Here is a 26,177-nt window from a genome sequence, read left to right on the forward strand (position 1 = left end):
ACCTGGGTGGTCGCCGCAACGTCGAACCGGGGGCGTTTCCACCCCACGGCGGCGGCGTACCGCGCCCGTTCGGCAGGGCTCAACCCGCGGTCCTGGCCGCCGGCCCTAGAAGTTCAACGGCCGCTCGGCCTCTTCTCCGCTGAACGTACCGATCTCCCGGAGGGCGTGCATCTTGTCCCGACCCCGCTCGATCGAGGCGAGGGCGCGGGTGAGGAACTGCTCGAAGTTGGCGAGCGCGGTGTCGACGTAGTCGTCCACCTCGTCCCGGAGTCGCTGCGCCTCGGCCCGCGCCTCGGCGACGATCCGCGCCCCCTCGTGCTCGGCCGAGACGGTAATCTCGTTCATCGACACGAGTCGGGCGTGCTCCGTCTCCCCCTCGGCGATGATCCGGTCAGCCTCCCGCTTCCCGGCCTCCATGATCTTGTCGCGCTCATCGAGCAGCGCGGCGGCCCGACGCAGGTCCGCGGGTAACTCGGCACGCAGTTCGTCGAGGACAGCGATCATCTCGCCCCGGTCGAACATGCAGTTGTTGCGGGACATGGGCACGGAGCGGGCCTGCTCCACCATGGTGATCAGTTCGTCGATTCGATCGAGCGGGTCCACTGGTACCTCACTCCTGTTGTTCGTCGGCCGATCTCAATGATGCGGGTTGAACCCGGATTCGGCGCCCCCACACATGATGCGCTGTGCCATCCACCGGCGCACCATGCCCCCTCCCGGCGCGTCGCCGGGAGGGGGCGCATGGTGCGGCGGACCGGGACCGAGACGCCGTCCCCTGAACCGGGACACCAACGACGAACCGAGACGCCGACCGTGGGTCAGGGACGCGACGGCGGGTCGAGGCGGGCCAGCAGGGCTTCGCGAACCACCTCCGGCACGTGGGCGGAGATGTCACCACCCCACTTCGCCACATCCTTGACCAGGCTCGAGGAGAGGAACGAGTAGAGCGGGTTGGTCGGCATGAAGAGCGTCTCGACGCCGGCCAGGCCGATGTTCATCTGGGCCATCTGCAACTCGTAGTCGAAGTCACTGACCGCCCGGAGCCCCTTGATCAGGACACTGGCCTGCTGGGCGTGACAGAAGTCCACCAACAGGCCGCGGAACGACTCCACCCGAACGTTGCCGTACGACGAGATCGCCTCGCGGAGCATGTCGATGCGCTCGTCAACGGTGAACAGACCGGTCTTCGACTGGTTGATCAGCACTCCGACGATCACTTCATCGAAGAGCCGACTGGCCCGGCCGATGATGTCGAGATGACCGTTGGTGACCGGGTCGAACGAGCCGGGACAGACCGCACGCCTCATGATCGGCGACCGTACCAAAGGATGGTTTCGCCGTATCGCCGGCTGCGCTCGCCGGTGACACCTGGCGCCCAGCCGACCGGGCCGCTGCGACTCGACCGCTCCACCACGACCAGGGCATCGGGCGCCAACCAGCCGTTCCCCAGGAGCGCGGCGAGCATGACGGAAACCTCCTCGTCCGACACCGAGTAGGGCGGGTCGGCGAAGACCACGTCATACGGGCCGTCTTCGGGGCCGGCCGCGAGCACGGTGGCCACCTTCCCCGCGACCAGGCGGGCAGCCGCACCGGCCCGCAGGGCGGCCATGTTCTCCCGGATCGTCCGGGCGGCCCGCGGGTTCGACTCGACCAACAGCACGTGCGCGGCGCCCCGGGAGAGCGCCTCCAGCCCCACCGCCCCGGACCCGGCGTACAGGTCGGCGAATCGGACCCCCTCCAGGTCGTCGGCCGCCGCAACGGCGCTGAACAGGGCCTCCCGGACCCGGTCAGAGGTGGGCCGCGTGCCGGCGCCGGGCGGGGTGGCGATGCGGCGTCCACCGAGCGCGCCCGCCACGATGCGCGTCAACGCCTACTCCTGGTCATGGACATGGTCATGGTCCGACGCTACGTCACTCGCCCCGGCCGACCTTGGCCGGATCGTAATCCGGCTGCCCCTCGGTGTGGGCGGCCACGACCGCGCGGACCGCCCAACGACCCCGTAACCGCCAGAAAGACCGATACGACACATCGGACGGTCACCAATCAGCGACCCTCCGCACATCAATGATCACGAATCAGCAACATCCTGGGGGGACGCCCATCCCAGCCCACGAGATCGATGGGAAGTCAGTACAGTCACCCACTGTGCCCGCCCCGTGGGTGCACAGTCCGTGTCGAGCGAGCGCCGTGAGCTCGCGGTCCACGTCAGCGTCACCGCTACCTCCCGTCCGCCTGGCACGTCGTCCGACCCCTCTATCAGGAGCAGACGTGAACCGTCTCCACGCCCTATTCCGACGTGCCGGCGTCATCGCCGCCGGCGCGCTGCTCGGCCTCACCGGGGTAGCGCTCGTCGCCACCCCCGCCAGCGCCCACCACAGCAGCGTCACGGGCTCGGCCGAGTGCGACACCGCCACCGGCGAGTGGGTTGTCACCTGGAACGTCGAAAGCGCATCCACCCCGAAGAACGTCGAGAAGTTCAAGCTGGTCGAGGTGGTGGCCAAGACCTACGTCGGGCGGAAGGCCACCGACGTCACCATCCCCGAACTCGCCGTCACCGACGAGTACCCGCACTCGATCAACGACACGCTGACCGCCTCCCTGCGAGTGGACCGCAACGTCACCAAGGCGTCGCTGGCCGTCCGGGTCGAATGGGACAACGGTTTCAAGGAGCGCCGACTGCGCCCGGCCACGGTCAAGATCTGCGGCACCTGTAAGCCGCCGACTCCGACGCCGACGCCGACCACTCCGACGCCGACGCCCTCCGACCCGCCCACGTCAGGGACTCCCAAGCCGACGGCGAGCATCCAGGCTGACTGCGAGGGCGTCGTCCACGTCACGCTCAACAACGCCGCCGACGCGACCGCCGCGGCGGAGTTCACTGTTACGGCGGTGGGCGGCGACGGCTCCACCCAGGAGGCGAGCGTCAAGCCTGGCGAGAGCGCAACAATCCAGATTCCCGCGGAGCAGGCGACCGAAATCCTGGTGCGGGAAGAGGGCACCGATGAGGTGCTCTTCAAGGGCGCCCCGGAGCCGGCCGACGACTGCGTCGAGCCGGGCGAGCCGACCGGCGCCTACAAGTCCACCTGCGACGAGCTGATCTTCGAGATCGACAACCCCGAGGACGGCAAGACCGTCACCGCGACCTTCACCCCGAACAAGGGCGAGCCGCAGACGCTGACCGTCGAGCCGGGCATGAGCGGCACCGTGTCCTTCCCGGCCGAGGAGGGCCTGACCGTCACGCCGAGTGGCGAGGGCATCGAGAACCCCGAGCCGGTCGCCTGGGAGAAGCCCGAGGACTGCACCCCCGGTGAGGGCGGCGGCGACCCGGGCCTGCCCGTGACCGGTGCCGCGGCTGGCGGCATCGCCGCCGGCGCCGCCGTACTGCTGGCCATCGGTGGCGGCCTGTTCGTCATGGCCCGTCGTCGCAAGCTCCGGTTCACCGCCTGAGCTGAGGGTTACTGACCGCTGAGGGCGGGCCGACCAGTTGGTCGGCCCGCCCTTCGCCGTTGCCCGGACCGATACCGTCCGGGCTTACCGAGCCGGACCCGATCCCGCCGGACCGGCCATGCCGGACCGATCCCGCTCTGGTCGCCGCCGCCCCTGGCGCGGCTAACCCTTCTCCAGGTACTCGGCGCGGTCCGCGTCCACCAGGGCCGCCACCGACGCCGCCAACGCCGGATGGCGCACCAGCTCCGGATCCTCCTCGACCAGGTTGATCGCCTCGGTCCGGGCGTCGCGGATCAGGTCCGCGTCCCGCAGCAGCGACAGCAGCCGCAGCTGCGAGCGGCGACCGGACTGGGTGGCACCGAGCACATCGCCCTCGCGGCGCTGCTCCAGATCGAGCTCGGCGAGCTTGAAACCATCCGTTGTCGACCCCACCGCGTCCAGCCGCTCCCGCGCCGGACTGCCCTCCAGCGCCTCGGTGACCAGCAGACAGAGCCCCGCCGCGGAGCCACGGCCGACCCGACCGCGCAGCTGATGCAGCTGGGACACCCCGAACCGGTCGGCGTCCAGCACGATCATCACGGTGGCGTTCGGCACGTCCACTCCGACCTCGACCACGGTGGTGGCCACCAGCACATCGAGATCACCAGCGGCGAAGGAACGCATCACCGCGTCCTTCTCCTCGGCGGGAAGTCGACCGTGCAGCACCCCGATCCGCAGCCCGTGCAGCGGCCCCTCGGCGAGCAGCGGCGCCACCTCGGTCACCGCGAGCGGTGGCCGGCGCGCGGTGTCGTCCGCCGGCGCCGCCTCCTCGTCGGCGGCGGGGCCGTCGCCGATACGTGGGCAGACCACGTACGCCTGGTGGCCGGCGGTGACCTCCTCCCGCAGCCGGCGCCACGCCCGGTCCAGGAAGGCCGGCTTCTCCGCGGCCGGAACCACGTGCGACGCGATCGGCGAACGCCCCCGCGGCAGCTGCGACAGGGTGGAGACCTCCAGGTCTCCGTAGACGGTCATGGCCACCGTACGGGGAATCGGGGTGGCCGTCATGACCAGTACGTGTGGTGGCTGCTCCGCCTTCGCCCGCAACGCGTCCCGCTGCTCGACGCCGAAGCGGTGCTGCTCGTCCACCACCACCAGCCCGAGGTCGGCGAAGTCGACGCCCTCGTACAGCAGGGCGTGTGTGCCCAGCACGATGCCGGCGGCGCCGCTACGCACCTCACCCAGTGCCCGGCGACGAGCCGCGGCACCCAGCGACCCGGTGACCAGCTCCACCCGGGTGGCGTGCTCGGCGGCGTCCAGCTCGCCCGCCCGCCCCAGCGACCCGAGCAGGTCGAGGATGCCGCGGTGGTGCTGGGCGGCGAGCACCTCGGTCGGGGCCAGCAGGGCGGCCTGCCCACCGGCGTCCACCACCTGCAGCATCGCGCGCAGCGCGACCACCGTCTTACCGGAACCGACCTCGCCCTGGAGCAGCCGGTGCATCGGGTGGGCGGTGGCCAGGTCGGTGGCGATCTCGGTGCCGACCTCCCGCTGGCCGGCCGTCAGCTGGTACGGCAGGCGGGCGTCGAAGGCGTCTCGCAGGCCACCGTCCACTCCGGGTCGTGGTCGGGCTGGGTGGTCGGCGGCCTGCCGCTTGCGTCGCACCAGGGTGAGCTGCACCGCGAAGGCCTCGTCCCACTTCAGCCGGCGGCGGGCTCGGTAGAGCGCCTCCTTACTGGCCGGCCGGTGCACCTCGCGCAGGGCGATGCCGAGGCCGACCAGGTTACGAGCGCTCCGCACGGTAGCCGGTACCGGATCCGCCGGTGGGTCGACAGTGTCCAGTACGACCCGCACGCACCGGGCGATCACCCACGTCGGCACCGCCGCGGCGGCCGGATAGACCGGGATCAACGCGCCCGCGAACTCCTCGACCTCCTCGCTGGCCGCCACCTCGCCCTCAGCACCGTCGCCGAGGAGCACGTACTCCGGGCCGTTGAGCTGCCGGCGGCCCCGAAACTCGGTGACCTTGCCGGCGAACAGCCCCCACCGGCCGGGGCGTAGGTCCCGCTCGCGCCAGACCTGGTTGCCGAAGAAGGTCAAGGTCAGCGCGCCCCCCGAACCGTCACCGACCGTCACCTCCAGCAGATTTCCGCGGCGCTGGCGCATCGGACGCACGGCGGTGCGCTGCACCTGAGCCAGGACGGTGACCTGCTCGCCGACATCGAGCGACCGAATGTCGGTGTGCTCACCGCGCTCGTCGTACCGGCGGGGGACGTGGTAGAGCAGATCGCCCGCGGTGTGCAGGTCAAGGTGGGCGGCGAGCGCCTTGGCCGTCTTCGCCCCGACCAGCTTGCCCAACGGGGTGTCGACAGTGGCCTGGTCGGAGGTCATTCGACCCCCACCAGGAGCGGGTGGTGCGGCTGCCCGCCCAGGTACACCTGCGCCTCGACGAACGGCCAGGAGCGAACCACGTGCTCGCGGACCGCCTCGGCCAGGCCGGCGGGGGCGTCCGCCCCAACCAGCAGGGTCACCAGCTCGCCACCGCCGCCGAGCATCCGGTCGACCACAGCGGTGCAGGTGTCGAGCAGGTCCGCCCCGATGAGGTGTACCTCGCCGTCGACCAGGGCGAGCACGTCCCCCGGCCGGCAGGGACCGGCGACCGTCAGGGCCGCCCGGCTGGCGTAGCAGACCTCCGCGTACCGGCAGGCGCCGGCGGCCTCGGCCATCGCGATCACGTCGTCCTCGAAGGGCCGACCCGGGTCCCGGACGGCGAGCGCGGCGAGCGCCTGCACCGGCGACCGGGTCGGGACCACGCTGACCCTGACGCCGAGTTCGTACGCCGCTCGGGTCACGTCGTTCGCCATCGCCTGGGTGTCCGCGTCGTTGGGCAGCACCACGACGTGGGCCGCGCCAGTGGCGCGGACGGCGGTCAACAGCTCATCGGTGGAGAAGACGCCCTCCAGCACCGTCGCCTCCGCCGCGGCGCAGAGCTCGACGATGCCAACCCCGGTGGCCACCACCACCGCCGCCCGGCGGTCCGGCGCCGGGTCGGGCCCCGGCGACGCGGGCGGCCGGGGCGGATCGGCGAAGCGGGTCACCGCGATCCGGTGCGGACGACCAGCGACCACTCCCGCCTCGATTGCCGCGCCGACATCGTCCACGTGCACGTGGACGTTCCAGGTGCCGCCGGAGACCGCGCCGTCGCCGACGACCGCCAGCGAGTCGCCCAGAGCGCCGAGCTCCTCGCGTAGCCGGGCCACGGCCGCCGGTTCGGCGTCGAGCAGGTACTGCACCTCGTAGGCGTACGTCGACCCGCTGCGCTCGCGGGAATCGTCGGCTGGCGGGTGGGGCGAGCGGCCGGTGAGCTCCGGACGCGCCGGACGCTCCCCGGTGACCACCTCGACCAGGGCGTCGAGTAGCAGACAGAGGCCCCGCCCACCGGCGTCAACCACCCGCGCGCGGGCCAGCGCCGGTAGCTGCTGGGGCGTTCGGCCGAGGGCTTGGGCGGCCTCGTCGGCCGCGGCCCGGACCACGGTGCCCAGCTCGTCCCGGCCGGCCCGCTCGGCGGCGCGTGCCGCGGCGGCGGCCACGCTGAGCAGCGTCCCCTCGACCGGAGCGGCGACGGCGGCGTAGGCGGCGGTGGCGGCGGCGCGCAGGGCGGCGGCCAGCGCCCGGCCCCGCACCACCGGGACCGCGGCCAGCGCGTCCGCGAAGCCACGCAGGATCTGCGCCAGGATCACTCCCGAGTTGCCCCGGGCCCCGAGCAGCGCACCCCGCGCCATCAGCCGGAGCGCCTGCCCGTGCGGGGTGCGCCCGTCGTCGGGCAGCTTGTCCAGCTCCATCGCCAACGCCTGCTGCGCCGAGGTGAGGGTGAGGACCAGGTTGGTGCCGGTATCACGGTCGGGCACCGGGTAGACATTGAGGTGGTCGATCTCGCCCTGGTGGCGTTTCAGCGCGACCAGCCCACCCGCACACCAACGGCGGACCGCGGCGGCATCGAGGGTGTCCAGCACGGTGAGTAGCCTACTGGCGCCCTCCGACCCGCGTCTGGCCCGGCGGCGCGCGCCGGGCGTGTCCGCGCAACGCCGGACGGGTCCCGCCCAGGCCGGGGCGGTCTGCCCAGGGCCGGGGCGGAACGGAGGGGGGTTGGGCATCGCGAGCAGGCATCGGGTAACCTGACCGGGTTGCCCGGGCAGCGCCTGGTGACGACCTCATGAACGGATCAATCCCAGGAGTATCCCGTGGCTAGCGTGTGCGACGTCTGTGGTAAGGGGCCGGGCTTCGGCCACAACGTGTCCCACTCGCACCGGCGGACCAACCGCCGCTGGAACCCGAACATCCAGTCCGTGCGTACCCCGGCCGGTGGTGGCACCACCAAGAAGCTGAAGGCCTGCACGTCCTGCATCAAGGCCGGCAAGGTCACCCGCGCCTGACGCGGTAGCCCAGCCAGACGCGCCGGCGGACCCTGACGGGTCCGCCGGTTTCGCGTTGTTGGGCCCCGCGCACCGGCTGAGCGGAGCCTGGAGGCGGCATGCCCGCCGAGCGGGGCCGGTCGTCCGCTGAGCGGAGCCTGGGGGCGGCCGCCGAGCGGAGCGCGGATTCAGAGGGCCCGGCCGAACGAGACGCAGCCCGGGGCATCCTTGTAGAAGCCAAAGTTCGGGATCCGCGCGTAGCCGGATGAACGGTACAGCGCGAGCGCCTCGGGTTGCCGGTCGCCGCACTCCAGGACGATCCGCTGCCGGCCCTGCTCACGCGCGGACTGTTCCACCGCCGCCAGCATGGCTCGGGCCACGCCCCGTCCCCGGACGTGCGGTGTCACGTACATCCGCTTCAGCTCGGCTGTCTCGACCGACCCGTCGTGGCTACGCCAGCCGCCACAGGCCACGGACTCGCCATCGAGCTCGGCGACGAGGAAGGTCCCGGCGGGCGGCTCGAACTCGGCCGCGTCCACCGGGGTCTCGTCGCCGCTGCCGCCGTATCGCACGCCCAGGTCGGCGAGGGCGGCCTTGATCAGCCGCTGCGCCGTCGGCGAGTCGAATCGGGTGAGGTAGATCTGCAGGTTCTGCACCAGTGCAGGGTACGACCGTCCGGTGCGCCTACCGGAAGTGGTCCCAGCCGGCGGAGCCCTCCCACTGCCGCTGGTCGACGGTCACCCCGGCGCCAGCGGTGACCGCACCGATCGGCTGCCAGCCCGCCGGCAACACCGCCGTCGGGGGGAAGGTCGCCGCGAGGGCGTGATCGTCCCCGCCGGTCAACAGCCAGGTGTACGGATCGACGCCGAGCGCCTGGGCCGCATCGCGCATCTGCCGGGGCACCGCGAAGGCGTCCCGCCGCACGTCCACCGCCACCCCGCTCGCCTGGGCCACATGCCCCAGGTCGGCGAGGAGCCCATCCGAAACATCGATCATCGCGGTCGCCCCGGCGGCGGCCGCGGCCGGTCCGGCCGGGTACGGCACCTCGGGTCGTCGGTACGCCTCGACCAGCAGCCGCGGGGTCCGGAAGCCGCGGGACAGGACGGTGAGGCCGGCTGCCGCGTACCCGGTCCGACCGGCGAGCGCCAGGACGTCACCGGGCTGGGCCCCGGCCCGGGTCACCGGTGCCCGGCCGCCGAGATCACCGAGTGCGGTCACCGCGATGGTCAGGGTGGGACTCGCCGATATGTCCCCGCCCACCACGCTGGCCCCCACGATGGTGGCCTCCGCGGCCAGGCCGTCGGCCAACTCCTCCGCCCACCCGGGCGGCAGCTCCGGTGGCATGCAGAGGGCGACCAGCAGGGCGGTCGATCGCGCACCCATCGCCGCGATGTCGGCGAGGTTCGCCGCGGCTGCCCGGTGGCCGATGTCCTGCGCCGCGGACCAGTCCCGGCGGAAATGCCGCCCCTCGACCAGCACATCGGTGCAGGCGACGACCCGGGCGTCCGCGGCGGCCACCACCGCCGCGTCGTCTCCGGGGCCGAGCAGGACGGTTGGTCCGTAGGACAACCGAGCGGTGACCCGGTCGATCAGACCGAACTCACCCAGCCCCGAAACGCCGTTGCCGCGCTCGCTCACCGCTTCTCCTTCTCCGCCGATCGGAATTCGGCCTGGTCGGTAGGGTATTTTCTCCCTTCAGGCCGCGCATCCGGCGGCGACGGAGGGAGGTCGAACGTGGTACAGGCGTACATACTCATCCAGACAGAGGTCGGCCAGGCGCGTGACGTGGCCGGTCAGATCGCGAAGATTACCGGCGTTGTCCGCGTCGACGCCGTCACCGGGCCCTACGACGTGGTGCTGCTCTGCGAAGCGCCGACCGTGGACGAACTCGGCGACCTCATCGTCAGCAAGGTGCAGATGGTGCCTGGAATCACCCGCACCCTCACCTGTTCGGTGGTGCGTCTCTAAGTGAGCAAGCTGCCCGACTCATCCGAAACCACCACCGCCCGCGACGCCGCGCCCGCCCTCGGAGACGACACCGCCGCCCGCCCGGCGGCCACCGACGGGTCTCCGGAGGGCGGCCGGGACCGCTCCAACCGCGGCGCGGCCCTGATCGCGACGGCGGTCGCGCTCCCGGCCACCGTGCTGGCCGGCGTCCTGGCGTTCAACCAGTTCGCCCCGAATCAGCCGGAATCCGAGCCGAGTGCGTCGGCGACGGCTCCCGCGCCGCTCGCAACCACCCCGGTGGAGATGGCCGCTCCGGCTCTGGCCGAGCGCCCCGCCACCGTCTGCCGGGCCCTGCTCTCCCAGCTTCCGCCGGCGATCCGGGAGTTGCCGCAGCGTCCGGTCACCGCCGGCCCCGAGCAGAACGCCGCGTACGGTGACCCAGCCCTCACCGTGGCCTGCGGCGGCGCAGCGCCGGCCGTCGCCGATACCGACAAGCTCTGGTTGGTCAACCGGGTCTGCTGGTACGGCAGCGAGGCGGCGGGCAGCACCGTGCTGAGCACCGTCGACCGGGAGACGACGGTCACGGTCCGGGTGCCCGACGATTACGACCAGCCGCTCCAGTGGGTCTCCCCCATCTCGGAGACGATCATCGCTACGGTCCCCTCCGTTGCCGACGCCCCGACGGGCTGCCGCCCCGCGTAGACCCGTCACCGGGCCGCCGCGACCGGACCTGCCGGACCGGCCGCCAACGGGCGGCGGCGAGGCGACTCAGCGCAGCCCGGTCCCACGGTGCAGGGCGGTCCGGACGAGGCGGTTGATCAGCTTCGGGTACTCCAGGCCGGCGGCGGCCCACATCCGCGGGAACATCGACGACGGAGTGAAGCCGGGCATCGTGTTGACCTCGTTGAGGTAGACATCCAGCTCGGGGGTGATGAAGAAGTCAGCCCGAGCCAGCCCGGCGCAGTCGAGCGCGGTGAAGGCGCGGACCGCGTACTCCTGGACCTGACGGGTGACCCGCTCCGGCAGGTCGGCGGGGATGTCGTACTCCGAGGCGAGATCAGCGTCGATGTACTTCGCCTCGAAGTCGTAGAAGGCTTGCTCCCCGACCACCCGGATCTCGGCGAGCACGGAGGCTTCCGGCGTCCCGCCGGCCTCGCCCTCCAACACGCCACATTCGACCTCACGGCCAACGACAGCACCCTCGACGAGGACCTTGGAATCGATCTTCCGGGCGGTGGCGACCGCGTCGTCCAACTCCGCCCAGTCGCTGATCTTGGTGATCCCGAAGGATGAGCCGGCCCGGGAGGGCTTGACGAAGACCGGCAGGCCGAGGCGCTGCTTGTCCCGCTCGGTCAGGGTCATGCCGCTGCGCAGCACCGCGTACGGGCCGACCGGAATCCCCTCAGCGGCGCAGAGCTTCTTGGTGAACTCCTTGTCCATGGCGGCGGCGGAGGCGAAGACGTTCGCCCCGACGTACGGGAGGCCGGCCATCTCCAGCATCCCCTGGATAGTGCCGTCCTCCCCGTACGCTCCATGCAGGACCGGAAACACCACGTCCACGTCGGCGAGGGCCCGGGGGCCCTCGGTCGCGTCGAGTACCAGCAGCCCCTGGCTACTCGGGTCGGCGTTCAGCATGACGGCGTCCCCGCTCTCGGCGGTGATCTCCGGCAACTGCCGGGCACTGATCTCAAACTGACCCGGATCGCCTCCGGTCAACACCCACTGGCCGGCGCGGCTGATCCCTACCGGCACGACCTCGTATTCGTCGGGGTCAAGCGCCGCCAGCACGCTGCCGGCGCTGAGACAGGAAATGCCGTGCTCCGGGCTACGCCCGCCGAACACGACCGCCACGCGGGTCTTGCCTGGGGTGGTCACTGGCCCTCACCTCTCCGTCGGCTCGCCGCATCTGCCGGGGCGCTCACCTTGGTGACCTTACTGTGCGTGGTGAACGTCGGCGGGCGATACCCCGTTGAGAGCGCGAGGGCTTGGTAACAAGGCGACCCCACAATACGGTGGGTAACCGAATTTTGGGATGTATCGGTTCAGTCGGGCAGGAAGGAGACGGTCCGGTTGTTTCCGGAAGCCCGGGGCGTCGACTACCCCCCGGTGCGCCGCCGGCCGGTCGCGATCAGCTTGACCCGCTGCCGACCCGCCCGCACCATGCCCAGCGCCATGAACGCTCCCGCGATGCGCTCGGCCGCCTCACGGCTACTCGCGCCCACCACCTGCCGCCGCCGCTCCGGGCTGGCCCGCTCGTCCCGGTCGCGGTCCTGGGAGCGCACATCGGTGAGCACCACCAGGAATCGGGTCAGCGCCACCTGGCCGGACTCGGTGGCGTCGCGGCCCTGTCGGGGCAGCCGGGCAGTTCGCATGTCGAGTCCCTCCGGACGGCGAGCCATCGGGGCAGCACGCGGCAATCGGGTCCGGGGGAGGGAACCCGACCACCGCGCGCCTCATCCCTCCGAGTCGCTCGCCACCACCGTCGCCACGACAACCGCCAGCGAGGACCTGATAACAGAGTGACACTGCGACAGCCGTGAATGCAACTCTCACCCGCGTTCTCTCATTTACCACCTCCCAAATATGTGCAAGGATCGATACATGGCCCCGAAAACCGCCCGTGCCCGCCGGCTGGGCATCGCTCTGCGCATGCACCGGGAGGCCGCCGGCCTCACCCTGGAGTCCGCAGCGGACGAAATCAGCAGCACCCGCAGCACCCTGTCCCGCTACGAGAACGCGCAGACGCTGGTGAGCCCGGCGGTCGTCCGCGCGCTCCTCACCCTCTACGGTGTCGCGCCAGACGAGATCGCGGCAGCGGCACAACTCGCCAAGGACGCACGCAAGCCCGGTTGGTGGGTCTCCTACTCGTACCTTCTCGACCGGCGCACCATCGACTTCATCGCGCTGGAGGCCGAGGCCACCGGAATCGCCAACTTCGAGCCCTCCGTGGTGCCCGGCCTGCTCCAGACCGCCGACTACATCCGCGGCGTGATGCGGGGCGGCCCACACACCCTGATCGATGACGAGGTCGAGCAGCGGGTCCAGCTTCGGCTCGACCGGCAGCAGCGACTCACCGCACCGCACCCGCCGATCCTCGACGCCATCATCGACGAAGGCGCCCTACTCCGACCGGTCGGCGACCGGACGGTGATGGCGGCGCAACTGGGCCACCTGCTGAAGGCAAGCGAGTTGCCCAACGTCACCGTCCAGGTGATCCCACTGGCCGCCGGCTACCACCGTGGCACCCGCGGCTCACTACACATCCTGGAGTTCGCGGACCCCGAAGACCCCGTCATCGCCTCGGTGGAGACAGTCGCCGGCCAGATGGTCCTCGACCGCCCCGGCGACCTCCGCACCTGCACCAAAATCATGGAGCACCTACGGAGCGTGGCCCTCAGCCCGGCAGACAGCCGGGACCAGCTTCGGCACCTCATGGAGGGACGGTAGGACGATGACCCCGACGTTCGGCCCGGAGCTGACCCGGGCCCACTGGCGCACCAGCAGCCACAGCGGAGACGAGGGGGCGTGCGTCGAGATCGCGACGCTGCCGCAGGTGGTGGGCGTGCGCGACTCGAAGGACCGCACCGGCCCGGCGCTGCTCTTCACCCCCGCAGCCTGGACGACCTTCACCGCCGCGCCACCACGCCGATGACCGGTCGGGCGGCGGTACTGGTCCCACCGTCGCCCGACCACCGGTAGTCAAGCCCGGGCACCCGTCATCGCCCCGGCGCCGACCACCCCCGCAGCGCCGCGAGGGCCACCCCCCGGGCCCCGGCCATGTCCCGCTCCGGCACCAGCGCAAATGTCGCCACCGCCGCCTGCTCCTTCCGCAGCACGGTGTGCTCGCGGACAGTGGCGAGGAACCAGTCGCGAAACTCCGGGGCCGCCTCCACCACGCCCCCGCCGACGAAGTAGGCGTGCGGGTCAGCCAGATTCGCCACGAGGGTGAACAGCCGGCCGATCGCCTTCGCCTGCTGGGTGAAGATCTCCCGGGCCAGTGGGTCGCCCCGCTCGCCAAGCCCACGGACCAGCTTCGCGGCCCGCGCCAGCGGCTGCGCGGTCAGCGGATGCCCGGGGAATCGGGTCAGCCAGTACGGCAGCAGGTTACGGGCGATCCCGGTCAGCGACGCGACGCTCTCCGCGTCCCCGACGAACCCACAGCCGCAGACCGGATCCGGCTGACCGGGGCCAAGCAGGCCGGTCAGCGGTAGCGGTACGTGCCCCAACTCACCCGCCATGCCGGCCGCACCGGCGATCACTCGCCCGCCGTCGACCAGCCCACCACCGAGCCCGGTACCGACCACCACGGAGGCCGAGGAGCGACGCGCCGCATCCGCGCCAAAGTACGAGTGGTGCGCGTACAGGGCGGCGGCGTTGCCGTCGTTGAGATACACCACCGGCAGGCCGAGCCGCCGCTCAAGTGCACCCCGCACGTCGTAACCCCGCCACTGTGGCTGGGAGAAGTTGGTCGAACCACGCGAGGAGATCACCCCGACGGCGCTGGCCGGTCCGGGGGTGTCCAGCCCCACCGCCCGGACCAGATCCCGAGCTACCCCGGCCGACGCCAATGCCCCGGCAAAGGCGCCCGCGAGAGCCTCGATCGCCGCCTGCGGACCGGCCTGGACCTCGCTCGGGCTCTCCAGCAACCCGTCCACAAGGAAGCGTCCATCCACCGTCAGAACGGTGGCGTTGTTGCTGGTGCCGCCGTTGTCCAAACCAACGACCACCGGCGTTGCCGCGCTGCCCACGTCTGCCCTCCCGCTCCGGAGACGATGACGTGAGGCTAGTTCCCACGCCGGTGACCCGCCATGGGGAACCGGCGGCGGTCAGCAGTTGACGACCCGCAGCGCTGCGGCCACGTCGGCAACCAGGTCGGCGGTGTCCTCGACACCGCAGGAGAGCCGGACGAAGCCGGGCGGGGTGTCGTCCCCCCATTGGGCCCGCCGGTCGGCCGTGGTGTGCAGCCCGCCGAACGAGGTGGCCGCCGCCACCAGCCGAGCCGCGGCGACGAAGCGGGCGACCCGGTCGGCGTCGCCGAGATCAAACGAGAGCACCCCCGGCATCCGGCGCAGCTGCGCCACGGCGACCGGGTAGGCCGGGTCCTCCGGTCGGCCCGGCCAGCGCAGCCCGGTCACCCCCGGTTGCTCAGCCAACAACCCGGCGAGGGCCGCGGCGTTCGCGGTCTGCCGGGCCAGCCGCAGGTCGAGGGTGGCCAGGGATCGGTGTGCCAGCCAGGCGTCGAAGGCGCCCGGGACCGCGCCGGTCTGGTCCCGCCACCGGGTCACCGCCGCGAGTAGCTCGGCTGACCGGGTGCCGACATACCCGAGCAGCAGGTCCGAGTGGCCGGTGAGTGCCTTCGTGCCCGAGGCCACCACCAGGTCGGCGCCGAGTTCCAACGGACGCAGCCCGAGCGGGGTCGCGGTGGTGTTGTCCACCACCAACAGGGCCCCCGCCGCCCGCGCCCGCGCCGCCAACGCGGGCAGGTCCACGACGTCCAGGCCCGGGTTGGCCGGGGACTCCACCAACACCAGACGTACGCCGGTGAGCTCCGGATACGGCCCGGCGGTCGGCGCGAGGAGTACCCGTACCCCGATGCCGGCCAGGGTCTCGGTGGCGAACGCCCGCACCGGAAAGTAGCCGTCGGCGGGGAGCAGCACCGTGTCGCCGGGACGCAACACACTCAGCAGCAGCCCGGTGATCGCCGCCTGGCCGCTGGCGAAGACCCGACAGTCGGCCCCCTCCAGCTCACCGATCGCCGCCTCCAGCCGCCGCCGGGTCGGATTGTCCGTCCGACCGTAGCCGTTCGGCGTGCCCGCCGGACCGGCCGCCGGATCGAGGTGGTACGGCGCGGCAAAGACCGGACCGGGCAGGAACGGATCCCCGGGTACCGGCTCCGGCAGCCCAGCACGGACACAGCGGGTTCCGTCGCGGTCGCCTGGCATCGCCTCACTCCGGCTTCGTCGTACGGCTCATCAGCGCCGCGACCGCACGTCGTGGGTCCCCGCCCTCGTGGCAGACCAGCTCGACCTGCTCGGTGATCGGCATCTCGATCTGGTGTGCCCGGGCCAGATCCCGGATGGCCAGCGCGCTCTTGACCCCCTCGGCGGTCTGCCGGGTGGCGATCCGGGCCTCCTCCAGGGTCGCCCCCCGGCCGAGGTGCTCGCCGAAGGTGCGGTTGCGGGCTGACGGGGAGGAGCAGGACGCGACCAGATCACCCATACCGGCGAGGCCGGCGAAGGTCAGCGGGTCGGCGCCGAGCGCTACCCCGAGCCGGGCGGTCTCGGCCAGCCCGCGGGTGACCAGCATCGCCCTGGTGTTGTGGCCGAAGCCCATCGCGGTGGCGATCCCGTACGCGAGAGCGATGACGTTCTTGACCGCGCCCCCCAACTCGCAGCCGATCACGTCGTCGTTGGTGTACGGGCGGAAGTACGGGGTGGTGATCGACCGCTGCACGAGGGTGGCCCGGTCAACGTCGGGGCAGGCGACGACGGTGGCGGCGGGCTGCTCGGCGGCGATCTCGGGCGCCAGGTTCGGCCCGGAGACCACGACCACCCGGTCGGCGGGGACGCGGGCAGTCTCCATGACCACCTCGCTCATCCGCTTGGTGGTGCCGAGTTCGATCCCCTTCATCAGGGAGACCAGCGTGGCGTCGCGGTGCAGGTACGGGAGCCACTCGGCGAGGTTGCCGCGCAGTGTCTGCGACGGGACCGCCAGCACCACCAGCTCAGCGCCCGTGATCGCCTCCCCGGCGTCACCGGTGGCCGTCACCCGCTCCGGCAGGACCAGACCCGGCAGGTACTCCGGGTTACTCCGCTCGGCCCGCAGGGCCGCCACGACCGACTGTCGCCGGGCCCAGAGGGTGACCTCCCGGCCCGCGTCACCGAGGATCTTGGCGAAGGCTGTCCCCCAGGACCCGGCCCCCAACACGGCGACGTGCCCGCTCATGCCGCCGCTCCCGGGCGTTCGGGGCGGTGGGGGCGTTCCCAGAGCGCCGGCGGGTCGGCCTGCCGGACCTCGGCCAGCAGATCGCGCAGATGCAGCATGATGACCTCGGTCATCTCCTCAAGCACCGCCTTCGTCGGAGGGACGCCGGCCCACCGGTCCAGGTCGACCGGGGGCCCGGCGACGACGGTCACCGGAATTCGGGGACGCGGGTTCAGCCGGGCGGTCCGGGGATCGAACATCCGCTCGGGCCCCCACATCGCCACCGGAATGACCGGGGCGCCGGTGGCCAGGGCGAGCCGCGCCGCTCCGGTCTTGGCCTTCATCGGCCACAGCTCGGGTTCCCGGGTCGTGGTCCCCTCCGGGTAGATCACCACCGCACCGCCGCTGTTCACCACCTCGACCAGGCGGTCCAGCGACTGCACCGCGGCCGTGGTGCCGCGCTCGACCGGGATCTGCCAGCAGCGGCGCAGGATCAGGCCGACCAGCGGAATTCGAAACAAGCTGGCCTTGCCGAGGAACCGCGGCCAACGTCCGGAGTCGTAGATGAAGTGCGCGGCGACCAGCGGATCGGCGTGCGAGATGTGGTTCGGCACGAGGATCATCCCGCCGGAGCGACCCAGGTGTTCCATGCCGCGCCAACTCCGCCGCGTCCAGATCGTCATCACGGATTTGACCAGCACCACAGCGAACCGTGGCCAGAACCCGATCCTGCGCCGCGCCACCCACGCCTCCTTCTACCGCCACCGTCCGGCCCGCCGGTACGCCCCACCCGGTTCAACGCCCGCGAGGTGAAATCATGCCTGCTCGCCCCGGGTCCGGCCAGTGAGGGTACCGGCACCGGGCTGGCAGGATGGCGGGGTGACCCAGGTGTGGACCGTGGTGGTGCCGGTGAAGCGGCTGGACGCGGCGAAGAGCCGGCTCCGCGGCGCGCTGCCAGGCCAGCCCCACGAGGCGTTGGCGCTGGCGTTGGCGGTCGACACGATCGAGGCGGTACGGGCCTGTCCGGTGGTCGCCGGGGTGTTGGTGGTGACAGACGATCCGGCGGTGACGGCGGCGGCCGGGGCGGCCGGCGCCCGGGTGGTGCCCGACCACCCCACCGGCGGGCTCAACCCCGCCTTCCGCCACGGCGCGGCAGTCGCCGGGGCCGGCTGGGTCGCGGGCCTCACCGCGGACCTGCCCGCGCTACGCCCGGTCGAGTTGGCGGCCGCCCTGTCGGCGGCACGGTCCGGCCCCACGGCCCGCCGGTACGTACCCGACGCCCCCGGCACCGGCACCGTGCTGCTGGCCGCGCCGCCCGGCGTGCCGCTGGACCCCCGCTTCGGGGGCGGCTCCGCGGCCGCGCATGCGGCCAGTGGTGCACTTCCCCTGCTCGGCGCCGGGCCGAGCCTGCGACGGGATGTCGACACCGCCGCCGACCTGGCCGCGGCGACCCGGCTCGGGCTGGGGGCGCGCACCGCGTCGCTGTGTGGCACGGCCGCCCCACCGTCGGTCGGCCGGTGTAGCCTGCCGGTCATGCAGGGCACGGTGGCCACCTATGACGCGACGACCCGCAGCGGCGTGCTCCTCCTCGACGACGGCACCGAGCTGGCGTTTCCGGCTCCGGCCTTCGACGCCTCCGGCCTGCGGCTGCTCCGCCTCGGCCAACGGTTGCGGGTGGAGACCGACGGGGCGGGAACCGTGATTCGCGTGACGTTGCCGACGATGAGCTGAGCAACCCGGCCAAGTTCATTTGGCGTTAACCGGGCTCAGGTCAAGATGGGCGGGTGAGCACCCCTGGCGAGCACCACGCTGACTCCGTCGCCGGCCGACCGGCGGTTCCATCCCACAACGGGTCCCGCCCGCGCGGGGCCAACGGCCGCTTCCTGTCCGCCCGGGGCACCGACACCGCCGACCACCCGGCCGAGCCGACCAGCGCCGCACCGGCCGAGCCGACGGACATCGAGCCAGCCAAACCGACAGACGCCGAACCGGCCGACGACGCAGCCGGCCTGGCAGAGGCACTCGACCCGGTGCCGGACCAGCCGGCGCTGCCCGCCGAACCGCCCGCCGCGCAACCGCTGCCGGACGACCGGTTCCTCAACCGCGAGCTCTCCTGGCTGGACTTCAATGCGCGGGTCCTCGCGCTCGCCGAGGACCCACGCACCCCGCTGCTGGAACGGGCGAAGTTTCTCGCCATCTTCGCCAGCAACCTCGACGAGTTCTACATGGTGCGGGTCGCCGGGCTGAAGCGACGGCTCTCCGCGGGGCTACCGGTCCGCGGTGGCGACCGGATGCCGCTGCGCACCCAGCTCGAGCTGATCGCGGAGAAGACCGCCACCCTGGTTTCCCGGCAGGCTGCCTGCTTCGTTGACGACCTCCTGCCGAAGCTGGCCGCCACCGGCCTGCGCATCCTCCGCTGGGCGGACCTGACCGACGCCGAGCAGACCCGGTTGTACACCTACTTCGGTGAGCACATCTTTCCCGTACTCACCCCGCTCGCGGTTGACCCGGCCCACCCGTTCCCGTACATCTCCGGGCGTTCCCTCAACCTGGCGGTCTCCGTCTGCGCCCCGGACGGCGGACCGGAGCTGTTCGCGCGGGTCAAGGTGCCCAACAACGTACCCCGGTTCGTCCGCGTCCACCGCGACCAGCCGGGCGTCCAGGTGCTGCCGGTCGAGGATCTGATCTCGGTGCACCTGGGCCAGCTCTTCTCCGGGATGCAGGTGGTGGAGTGCCACCTGTTCCGGGTGACCCGCAACGCCGAGGTGGAGGTTGACGAGGACCGGGACGAGGACCTGTTGCAGGCCCTCGAACGGGAGCTCGCCCGGCGTCGATTCGGCCCTTCGGTACGCCTGGAGGTGGCCGCCTCGATCTCCGAACACATGCTGGAGCTCCTCATCCGTGAACTGGACATGGATATCCAGGATGTCCAGCGGGTCAACGGTCTGCTCGACCTGTCGGCGCTGTGGCAGCTCTACAGCGAGGCGGATCGGCCGGACCTGAAGGATCCGCCGTTCGTGCCGGCCACCCACCCACGGCTCGCCGAGGGCGAGGTACCACGCAGTGTCTTCGCCACCCTGCGCGATGGGGACGTGCTGGTACACCACCCGTACCGCTCCTTCGCCACCAGCGTGCAGCGCTTCATCGAGCAGGCCGCCGCTGATCCGAACGTGCTGGCCATCAAGCAGACCCTCTACCGCACCAGCGGTGACTCCCCCATCGTGGACGCCCTGGTGGACGCGGCGGAGGCCGGCAAGCAGGTGGTGGTGCTGGTCGAGTTGAAGGCCCGTTTCGACGAGATCGCCAACATCGGCTGGGCACGCACGCTCGAGCGCGCCGGATGCCACGTCGTCTACGGCCTGGTGGGCCTCAAGACGCACTGCAAGACAGCGCTGGTGGTCCGGCAGGAGGGCAACCAGATCCGCCGCTACTGCCATATCGGCACCGGCAACTACCATCCCAAAACCGCCCGGCTCTACGAGGACTTCGGTTTACTCACCGCCGACCCGGAGGTCGGCGCCGACCTGACCGACCTGTTCAACGTGCTGACCGGCTACAGCCGGCAGACGACGTACCGGCAGCTGCTGGTGGCGCCGCAGGGAATCCGTAGCGGCCTGATCGAACGGATCGAACGGGAGGTCGCCAACGTTCGGCTCGGCCTGTCGGGGCTGGTCCAGTTCAAGGTGAACTCGCTGGTTGACGAGGAGATCACCGACGCGCTCTACCGGGCCTCCCAGGCCGGCGTCCACGTGGACCTGCTGATTCGGGGTATGTGCACGCTCCGCCCCGGGGTTCCGGGCCTGTCGGAGAACATCCGGGTCCGATCGGTGCTCGGCCGGTTCCTGGAGCATTCGCGGATCTTCCGGTTCGGCAACGACGGCGACGCCGAGTTCTGGATGGGCTCGGCCGATCTGATGCACCGCAACCTGGACCGGCGGGTCGAAGCACTGGTCCGGGTCACCGATCCGGTAGCCCGAGCCGAGCTGGATCACGTGCTGACCGCCGCGTTCAGCCCCGACGTGGAGGCGTTCGAGCTGGACGCGGAGGGCAGCTGGCACCGGCGCGTGGGCAGCGGGGACGCCCCCCGGGCGCACCTGCAGGACCTGCTGTTACGCCGAGTTGGCGGCACGGCCGTACGCTAGCCAGATGGCGAGCGGGATCCGAGCGGCCGGCGGACTCCTCTGGCGGCCGGTCCGGGGCGGTGTCGAGGTCTGCCTGGTGCACCGCCCCCGCTACGCCGACTGGTCCCTGCCGAAGGGAAGGCTCGGGCCGGGCGAGCACCCGCTCCACGCCGCGCTCCGGGAGGTCGCCGAGGAGACCGGCGCACGGGCAGTGCCACAGGCCCGGCTGCCGAGGGTGCGTTACCGCAGCCAGGGCCGACCGAAGGTGGTCGACTACTGGTCGATGCGGGCGGTCGCGGCCGGTGGCCTTCCGGCCGACGACGAGGTTGACGAGGTGCGCTGGCTCGCGGTGGACCAAGCGGTGCGGTTGGTCAGTTACCCGCACGACGCGGCGGTGGTCCGCGCGTTCGCAGCCCTGCCACCGGTCACCGCGACAGTCATGTTGGTGCGGCCCGCGCACGCGGTTGGGCGGAGCAGTTGGGCCGGCTCCCAGGGCGGCCGACCGCTCTCCGTTGCCGGCTGGGCCCAGGCCCGACGGCTGGCGCCGCTGGTGGCCGTGGTTGCACCGGTACGACTGCTCGCCGCGTCGGCCCGGCGCTGCGTCCAGACTCTCAGCCCGGTGGCGGACCTGCTCGACCTGTCCGTTGAGGTGACCGAAGAGCTGGACGAGCCGCGGGCGGGCCAGAGCCAGGACGAGTGCGCGTTGGCCGCTGCCGCCCGCCTGGCCGCCTTCGGCGCCACCGGTACGTCGGCGGTGGTGTGTAGCCAGCGCCCGATGATTTCCGGGGCGCTGGAGCGCCTCTCCGGCCGCTGCGTGGACTTCACCGCCGCGCACGCAGGTGGTTGGCTGCTCGCCTTTGCCGGCACGACTCTCATCGCCACCGGCCCCTTGTAACGCATCGGGGGCGCCCACCGTGCTGGTGGACGCCCCCGACGGTGTCGGCTCAGCGGGTGGTCGCCCGCTTCGCCGGCGCCTTCCGCGCGGTGGCCTTCGTGGCCGCCGCGCTCTTCCGAGCCGCCGTGGACTTCGTGGCGGGCGCCGCCTTCTTCGTCGCGGACTTCCGCGCCACGGTGGCCCTCGTCGCGGTGGCGCGCTTCGCCGGGGTGGTCTTGGCCGCGGCGGTCTTCTTCGCCGCGGTCTTCTTCGCCGGAGTGGCCCTGGCCGCGGCGGTCTTCTTCGCCGGAGTGGCCTTGGCCGCGGCGGTCTTCTTCGCCGCGGTGGCCTTCGCGGCAGTCGTCTTCTTGGCGGCGGTGGTCTTCGTCGCCTTCGCCGCGGTGGTCTTCTTGGCCGCGGCGCCGGTGCTCCTGGCCCCGGTCGCCTTGGCGGCGGTGGTCTTCTTCGCCGCCGTGGCCTTCGGCACCTTGCCGCTGGCCACCATCTCCTTGAACCCGGTACCCGGGCGGAACGTCGGGACGGAGGTCTTCTTGACCTTCACCGCCTCGCCGGTCCGTGGATTGCGCGCTGTTCGGGCGCCCCGGACACGCTTCTCGAACGCTCCGAAGCCGGTGATCGATACCTTTTCACCCTTGGTAACCGCCGCCTGGACCTCAGTGAGGACCGCGTCGAGCGCGGCCGTCGCCGTCTTCCGGTCCCCCAGGCGAACGGCGAGCGTCTCGATAAGCTCGGCCTTGTTCACGACTTCCTCCCGATTGTGCAACTGACTCGACGCGAGCCATTCTGCGCGCACGTTATGCCCTGTGCTGGCGCTACACAAACATTCGACAGAAAAAGACCCTTGTGTCGCAACAGATTCGCCCCCACCAGCGACGCCGGTGGGGGCGACTTTCCCTCGCGGGGCGGGGCAGGCGGCTATGTGATGGTGGGTAGGAACGGCTGCCGAGACGCCTCGAAGGCACCGATCAGGGGTTCATGCCGAAGCGTGAGTCCAATGTCGTCCATGCCCTCCATCAGCCGCCAGCGGCTGAAGTCGTCCAGCGGGAACGCCCAGGTCGCATCCGCGACCTGGACCTGGCGGGCGGTGAGGTCGACGGTGATCGGCATGCTGGGATCGGCCTCGACGCGATCCCAGATCTCTTCGACCACTTCCAGTTCCAACTCAACCGGCAGTAGCCCGCCCTTGAGTGCGTTGCCCCGGAAGATGTCACCGAAGCGCGGGGCCAGCACGACCCGGAACCCCCAGTCCCGCAAGGCCCAGACGGCATGCTCTCGGGACGAGCCGGTGCCAAACTCGGGACCAGCAACAAGAATCGAGGCGCCAGAAAATGATTCATTATTGAGGACGAACGCCTGATCCTCCCGCCAGGCACTGAACAAGGCGTCCGCGAAACCCGTTCGCGTTACTCGCTTCAGGTGCACGGCCGGAATGATCTGGTCGGTATCCACATTCGAATGACGTAGTGGCACGGCGGTGCCGGTGTGGATGGTGAACTTCTCCATCAGCGGTGTCCCTTGCTACAGATCGGCGGGGGCAGCCAGCCGGCCCGCCACCGCGGTGGCCGCGGCGACCGGCGGGGAGACCAGGTGGGTGCGCCCACCCCGGCCCTGGCGGCCCTCGAAGTTACGGTTCGAGGTCGAGGCGGCGCGCTGGCCCGACCGGAGCGTGTCCGGGTTCATCCCCAGACACATCGAGCAGCCCGCGAAACGCCACTCAGCACCGGCTTCGGCGAAGACCTTGTCCAGCCCCTCCGCCTCGGCGCTCTCCCGCACCGCGGCGGAGCCCGGCACGACGAGCATCCGCACGCCCGGGGCCACCCGGCGCCCGCGCAACACGTCGGCAGCCACCCGCAGGTCCTCAATCCGGCCATTGGTGCAGGAGCCGACGAAGACCACGTCAACGGTGAGATCCCGCAGCGGGGTGCCCACGGCGAGGTCCATGTACTCCAGCGCCCGACGGGCGGCGGCCCGCTCCGGCTCGGTGGCGAACTCCTCCGGATTCGGCACCCGCGCGTCCAGCGACGCGCCCTGCCCCGGGTTGGTGCCCCAGGTCACAAACGGCGTGACCCGGCTCGCGTCCAGGGTCACCTCGGAGTCGAACGTCGCACCCGCGTCGGTGGGTAGCGTCCGCCAGTACGCGACCGCCGCCTCCCAGTCGGCGCCGGACGGAGCGTTGGGCCGTCCCCGGAGGTAGTCGAACGTCGTCTCGTCCGGGGCGATCAGCCCCGCCTTGGCGCCCCACTCGATGGACATGTTGGCGACGGTCATCCGCCCCTCCATGGACAGCTTCCGGATCGCCTCGCCTCGATACTCCACCACATGCCCACGGCCACCACCCGTACCGACCTGGGCGATCAGGGCGAGCACCAGGTCTTTCGCGGTAACACCCGGTGCGAGGTCACCGACGACGTTCACCGCCATCGTCTTCGGTCGGGCCTGCGGCAGCGTCTGGGTGGCGAGCACGTGCTCGACCTCACTGGTGCCGATTCCGAAGGCCAGCGCACCGAAGGCCCCGTGGGTGGCGGTGTGCGAGTCACCGCAGACGATCGTCATCCCGGGTTGGGTCAGGCCCAACTGCGGGCCGATGACGTGGACGATTCCCTGGTTCCGATCGCCCAACGGATGCAGCCGCACCCCGAACTCGGCGCAGTTGCGACGCAGCGTCTCGATCTGCGTCCGAGAGGTGGGATCGGTGATTGTCAACAGGTCGCCGCGGCGGAGTTGGTACGACGGGTCGGCGTACCCGGTGGGGGTGTTGTGATCCTCGGTCGCGATCGTCAGGTCGGGACGGCGGACCCGGCGACCGGCGAGGCGCAGCCCGTCGAAGGCTTGTGGGCTGGTCACCTCGTGGAGCAGGTGCAGGTCGATAAAGAGCAGGTCGGGCTCGCCCTCGGCGGATCGGACGACGTGCGAGGCCCAGACCTTCTCGGCCAGGGTCCTCGGCTCTGGAGTGACTCCCACCATCTGGACATCCTAAATTCTGGGAGGTATGTTTCGGCTTGTGGGACACAGTATGAGCGGTGTCGGCGTTCTCGACAAGGCGGTGGTCATCCTGGCTGCCTGCGTGGACGGCGCCAGCCTGGCCGAACTCGTTGAACGCACGAAGCTGCCCCGGGCAACCGCACACCGGTTGGCGCAGGCATTGGAGATCCACCGAATGTTGGTACGCGACACCCAGGGACGGTGGCGCCCCGGTCCCCGCCTGGGTGAACTGGCCAACGCCGCACCCGACGTGCTGCTGACCGCGGCCGAGCCCCTGCTCAGCGCGCTCCGGGACGCCACCGGGGAGAGCGCGCAGCTCTACCTACGCCGGGCCGACGAGCGGGTCTGCGTAGCCGCCGCCGAGCGGGCCAGCGGCCTGCGAGACACCGTGCCGATCGGCTCGGTGCTACCCATGACCGCCGGCTCCGCGGCGCAGATCCTGCTGGCCTGGGAGCCACCGGAGGCGGTCATGCCGCTCCTGCCCCGCTCGAAGTTCACCGGTCGAGCGCTCGCCGAGGTTCGGCGCCGCGGTTGGGCGCAGAGCGTGGCGGAACGGGAAGCGGGAGTGGCGAGCGTCTCCGCGCCGATCCGGGATCGCACCGGACGAGTCATCGCCGCGGTCAGCGTCAGCGGCCCCATCGAACGGCTCGGCCGCCGGCCCGGTGAACGCCACGCGATGGCGGTCGTCCGAGCCGGCCAGCGACTCTCCGGCCTGTAGCCCGCCGACCCGGTGACCGAAGCCACCAGGCCCGTCTCGCGATGCGAGACGGGCCTGGTGGCAATGAGTAGCCCCGACCGGATTCGAACCGGCGCTACCGCCTTGAGAGGGCGGCGTCCTGGGCCGCTAGACGACGGGGCCAGGAAATTTCCCGAATGACCGCCCGGCTGAGCGGCACGAGGATAGTCTACCGGCACCGGCCGGACGCCCCACCGCCGGGGGCAGGACCACCCGCGCCCGGGGCAGCCGTCCCGGGCGGGACGGTGCTCACCCACGTCGGGCAACACCGCCGGTGCGGGACGAACCCGTCCGGGACACCGGGAGCGAACCGGCCCGGGTGCAGGGGCGAACCCGGTCCGAGGGCGATCGGTTAACCCGGTCTGGGAAAAGGGAGAGCCCGCCCCGACAACGGGACGGGCTCACACCACCTCTGTAGCCCCGACCGGATTCGAACCGGCGCTACCGCCTTGAGAGGGCGGCGTCCTGGGCCGCTAGACGACGGGGCCAGAACCTAAGCTTCCCACCCAGCGGGTGGGAAGCAATCCACCAGAGGCGAAACCTCCGCTGGAACCAGCGATCCCGACTCAACCGAGTCGAGACAGCGCTGGGGTACCAGGACTCGAACCTAGACTAACTGAACCAGAATCAGTCGGGCTGCCAATTACCCCATACCCCATCGGCGCCTCGCAGCGCCGGGCACAAACATTACCCTCCTCCCGCCGCAGGGCCAAATCGCCCCCGACAGAACGTCCTTGAGC

General features: G+C 71.5%; 25 protein-coding genes, 3 tRNA genes and 1 pseudogene. 10 read left to right on the top strand and 19 right to left on the bottom strand.

The features are described from left to right. Nucleotides 1–105 precede the first annotated feature (105 nt). The 3 genes from SALPAC3_RS0108130 to rsmD form a co-directional block, all read right to left on the bottom strand. Nucleotides 106–603 (bottom strand): SPFH domain-containing protein, encoded by a 498-nt coding sequence (locus SALPAC3_RS0108130; protein ID WP_018220746.1) that lies wholly within the window; start codon nt 601–603, stop codon nt 106–108. 215 nt (nt 604–818) lie between these two features. Beyond that, nucleotides 819–1,307: a pantetheine-phosphate adenylyltransferase gene (gene coaD, locus SALPAC3_RS0108135; protein ID WP_018220747.1), complete on the bottom strand. Its 489-nt coding sequence runs from the start codon at nt 1,305–1,307 to the stop codon at nt 819–821. Beyond that, entirely contained in the window at nt 1,304–1,867 is a 564-nt protein-coding gene (gene rsmD / locus SALPAC3_RS0108140; RefSeq protein WP_026185348.1) for a 16S rRNA (guanine(966)-N(2))-methyltransferase RsmD, read from the bottom strand. Before rsmD ends, coaD begins: the two co-directional genes overlap by 4 nt. Nucleotides 1,868–2,268: 401 nt before the next feature. On the opposite strand from rsmD, the gene SALPAC3_RS0108145 reads away from it, so the two are divergent. Beyond that, nucleotides 2,269–3,447 (top strand): hypothetical protein, encoded by a 1,179-nt coding sequence (locus SALPAC3_RS0108145; protein WP_018220749.1) that lies wholly within the window; start codon nt 2,269–2,271, stop codon nt 3,445–3,447. A gap of 162 nt (nt 3,448–3,609) precedes the next feature. Here the strand turns inward: SALPAC3_RS0108145 and recG are convergent, their stop codons facing one another. Beyond that, on the bottom strand, nt 3,610–5,811 hold the full coding sequence (gene recG, locus SALPAC3_RS0108150; RefSeq protein ID WP_018220750.1) for an ATP-dependent DNA helicase RecG: 2,202 nt from the start codon (nt 5,809–5,811) through the stop codon (nt 3,610–3,612). Beyond that, complete coding sequence (locus tag SALPAC3_RS0108155) at nt 5,808–7,433, bottom strand: DAK2 domain-containing protein (protein WP_018220751.1); 1,626 nt, start codon at nt 7,431–7,433, stop codon at nt 5,808–5,810. The genes recG and SALPAC3_RS0108155 overlap by 4 nt, the downstream gene beginning before the upstream one ends. 228 nt (nt 7,434–7,661) lie before the next feature. On the opposite strand from SALPAC3_RS0108155, the gene rpmB reads away from it, so the two are divergent. Next, entirely contained in the window at nt 7,662–7,853 is a 192-nt protein-coding gene (gene rpmB / locus SALPAC3_RS0108160) for a 50S ribosomal protein L28 (RefSeq protein ID WP_026185040.1), read from the top strand. A 167-nt stretch (nt 7,854–8,020) separates the two neighbouring features. Here the strand turns inward: rpmB and SALPAC3_RS0108165 are convergent, their stop codons facing one another. Together SALPAC3_RS0108165 and SALPAC3_RS0108170 are read right to left on the bottom strand one after the other, a co-directional pair. Next, entirely contained in the window at nt 8,021–8,488 is a 468-nt protein-coding gene (locus SALPAC3_RS0108165) for a GNAT family N-acetyltransferase (RefSeq protein WP_018220752.1), read from the bottom strand. A 28-nt stretch (nt 8,489–8,516) separates the two neighbouring features. Beyond that, complete coding sequence (locus SALPAC3_RS0108170; RefSeq protein WP_018220753.1) at nt 8,517–9,470, bottom strand: thiamine-phosphate kinase; 954 nt, start codon at nt 9,468–9,470, stop codon at nt 8,517–8,519. A 96-nt stretch (nt 9,471–9,566) separates the two neighbouring features. Here SALPAC3_RS0108170 and SALPAC3_RS0108175 point away from each other — a divergent pair, with 96 nt between their 5' ends. Next, complete coding sequence (locus SALPAC3_RS0108175; protein ID WP_018218919.1) at nt 9,567–9,800, top strand: Lrp/AsnC ligand binding domain-containing protein; 234 nt, start codon at nt 9,567–9,569, stop codon at nt 9,798–9,800. Continuing rightward, the gene (locus tag SALPAC3_RS0108180; RefSeq protein WP_018220754.1) at nt 9,801–10,481 is read left to right on the top strand and encodes a DUF3515 family protein; all 681 of its coding nucleotides are present in this window, start codon (nt 9,801–9,803) and stop codon (nt 10,479–10,481) included. A gap of 66 nt (nt 10,482–10,547) precedes the next feature. On the opposite strand, the gene SALPAC3_RS0108185 is transcribed toward SALPAC3_RS0108180, so the two are convergent. Together SALPAC3_RS0108185 and SALPAC3_RS0108190 are read right to left on the bottom strand one after the other, a co-directional pair. After that, nucleotides 10,548–11,654 (bottom strand): D-alanine--D-alanine ligase family protein, encoded by a 1,107-nt coding sequence (locus SALPAC3_RS0108185; protein WP_018220755.1) that lies wholly within the window; start codon nt 11,652–11,654, stop codon nt 10,548–10,550. Nucleotides 11,655–11,875: 221 nt separating this feature from the next. Then, nucleotides 11,876–12,151: a hypothetical protein gene (locus SALPAC3_RS0108190; protein ID WP_018220756.1), complete on the bottom strand. Its 276-nt coding sequence runs from the start codon at nt 12,149–12,151 to the stop codon at nt 11,876–11,878. Nucleotides 12,152–12,380: 229 nt separating this feature from the next. Between SALPAC3_RS0108190 and SALPAC3_RS0108195 the strand changes: the two genes are divergently transcribed. Both SALPAC3_RS0108195 and SALPAC3_RS0108200 read left to right on the top strand, forming a co-directional pair. Then, on the top strand, nt 12,381–13,226 hold the full coding sequence (locus SALPAC3_RS0108195) for a helix-turn-helix domain-containing protein (RefSeq protein ID WP_018220757.1): 846 nt from the start codon (nt 12,381–12,383) through the stop codon (nt 13,224–13,226). A gap of 4 nt (nt 13,227–13,230) precedes the next feature. Next, nucleotides 13,231–13,431 (top strand): DUF397 domain-containing protein, encoded by a 201-nt coding sequence (locus SALPAC3_RS0108200; RefSeq protein WP_018220758.1) that lies wholly within the window; start codon nt 13,231–13,233, stop codon nt 13,429–13,431. 64 nt (nt 13,432–13,495) lie between these two features. Here SALPAC3_RS0108200 and SALPAC3_RS0108205 read toward each other — a convergent pair whose 3' ends face one another. From SALPAC3_RS0108205 to SALPAC3_RS0108220, 4 genes are all read right to left on the bottom strand, one after another. Next, nucleotides 13,496–14,527 (bottom strand): ROK family protein, encoded by a 1,032-nt coding sequence (locus SALPAC3_RS0108205; protein ID WP_018220759.1) that lies wholly within the window; start codon nt 14,525–14,527, stop codon nt 13,496–13,498. Between the two features lie 78 nt (nt 14,528–14,605). Further along, complete coding sequence (locus SALPAC3_RS0108210) at nt 14,606–15,721, bottom strand: cystathionine gamma-lyase (RefSeq protein ID WP_018220760.1); 1,116 nt, start codon at nt 15,719–15,721, stop codon at nt 14,606–14,608. 4 nt (nt 15,722–15,725) lie between these two features. Further along, nucleotides 15,726–16,724, bottom strand: coding sequence for an NAD(P)H-dependent glycerol-3-phosphate dehydrogenase (locus SALPAC3_RS0108215; RefSeq protein WP_018220761.1), 999 nt, complete (start codon nt 16,722–16,724; stop codon nt 15,726–15,728). Continuing rightward, nucleotides 16,721–17,446, bottom strand: coding sequence for a lysophospholipid acyltransferase family protein (locus SALPAC3_RS0108220; protein WP_018220762.1), 726 nt, complete (start codon nt 17,444–17,446; stop codon nt 16,721–16,723). The genes SALPAC3_RS0108215 and SALPAC3_RS0108220 overlap by 4 nt, the downstream gene beginning before the upstream one ends. Before the next feature lie 136 nt (nt 17,447–17,582). Here SALPAC3_RS0108220 and cofC point away from each other — a divergent pair. From cofC to SALPAC3_RS0108240, 3 genes and pseudogenes are all read left to right on the top strand, one after another. Then, nucleotides 17,583–18,206 (top strand): annotated as a pseudogene (gene cofC, locus SALPAC3_RS25525) (2-phospho-L-lactate guanylyltransferase); the annotation flags it as partial. Nucleotides 18,207–18,487: 281 nt separating this feature from the next. Further along, nucleotides 18,488–20,845 (top strand): RNA degradosome polyphosphate kinase, encoded by a 2,358-nt coding sequence (locus tag SALPAC3_RS0108235; RefSeq protein ID WP_018220764.1) that lies wholly within the window; start codon nt 18,488–18,490, stop codon nt 20,843–20,845. A gap of 4 nt (nt 20,846–20,849) precedes the next feature. Beyond that, nucleotides 20,850–21,719: an NUDIX hydrolase gene (locus SALPAC3_RS0108240; RefSeq protein WP_018220765.1), complete on the top strand. Its 870-nt coding sequence runs from the start codon at nt 20,850–20,852 to the stop codon at nt 21,717–21,719. A gap of 49 nt (nt 21,720–21,768) precedes the next feature. On the opposite strand, the gene SALPAC3_RS26835 is transcribed toward SALPAC3_RS0108240, so the two are convergent. The 3 genes from SALPAC3_RS26835 to leuC form a co-directional block, all read right to left on the bottom strand. Continuing rightward, nucleotides 21,769–22,461 carry an HU family DNA-binding protein gene (locus SALPAC3_RS26835; protein WP_018220766.1) on the bottom strand — a complete coding sequence of 231 codons (693 nt, stop codon included), beginning with the start codon at nt 22,459–22,461 and terminating at the stop codon, nt 21,769–21,771. 173 nt (nt 22,462–22,634) lie between these two features. Then, entirely contained in the window at nt 22,635–23,222 is a 588-nt protein-coding gene (gene leuD / locus SALPAC3_RS0108250) for a 3-isopropylmalate dehydratase small subunit (RefSeq protein ID WP_018220767.1), read from the bottom strand. A gap of 15 nt (nt 23,223–23,237) precedes the next feature. Beyond that, nucleotides 23,238–24,683 (bottom strand): 3-isopropylmalate dehydratase large subunit, encoded by a 1,446-nt coding sequence (gene leuC / locus SALPAC3_RS0108255; RefSeq protein WP_018220768.1) that lies wholly within the window; start codon nt 24,681–24,683, stop codon nt 23,238–23,240. 49 nt (nt 24,684–24,732) lie between these two features. Between leuC and SALPAC3_RS0108260 the strand changes: the two genes are divergently transcribed. After that, nucleotides 24,733–25,419 (top strand): IclR family transcriptional regulator, encoded by a 687-nt coding sequence (locus SALPAC3_RS0108260; protein WP_018220769.1) that lies wholly within the window; start codon nt 24,733–24,735, stop codon nt 25,417–25,419. Nucleotides 25,420–25,487: 68 nt separating this feature from the next. Here the strand turns inward: SALPAC3_RS0108260 and SALPAC3_RS0108265 are convergent. The 3 genes from SALPAC3_RS0108265 to SALPAC3_RS0108275 all read right to left on the bottom strand — a co-directional run bounded on the left by SALPAC3_RS0108265 (nt 25,488) and on the right by SALPAC3_RS0108275 (nt 26,095). Then, a tRNA-Glu gene (locus SALPAC3_RS0108265) sits at nt 25,488–25,560 on the bottom strand. Between the two features lie 292 nt (nt 25,561–25,852). Beyond that, a tRNA-Glu gene (locus SALPAC3_RS0108270) sits at nt 25,853–25,925 on the bottom strand. Between the two features lie 98 nt (nt 25,926–26,023). Beyond that, a tRNA-Gln gene (locus tag SALPAC3_RS0108275) sits at nt 26,024–26,095 on the bottom strand. Between the last annotated feature and the right edge of the window lie 82 nt (nt 26,096–26,177).

This window comes from Salinispora pacifica DSM 45544, assembly GCF_000378845.1.
Lineage (GTDB): Bacteria > Actinomycetota > Actinomycetes > Mycobacteriales > Micromonosporaceae > Micromonospora > Micromonospora pacifica.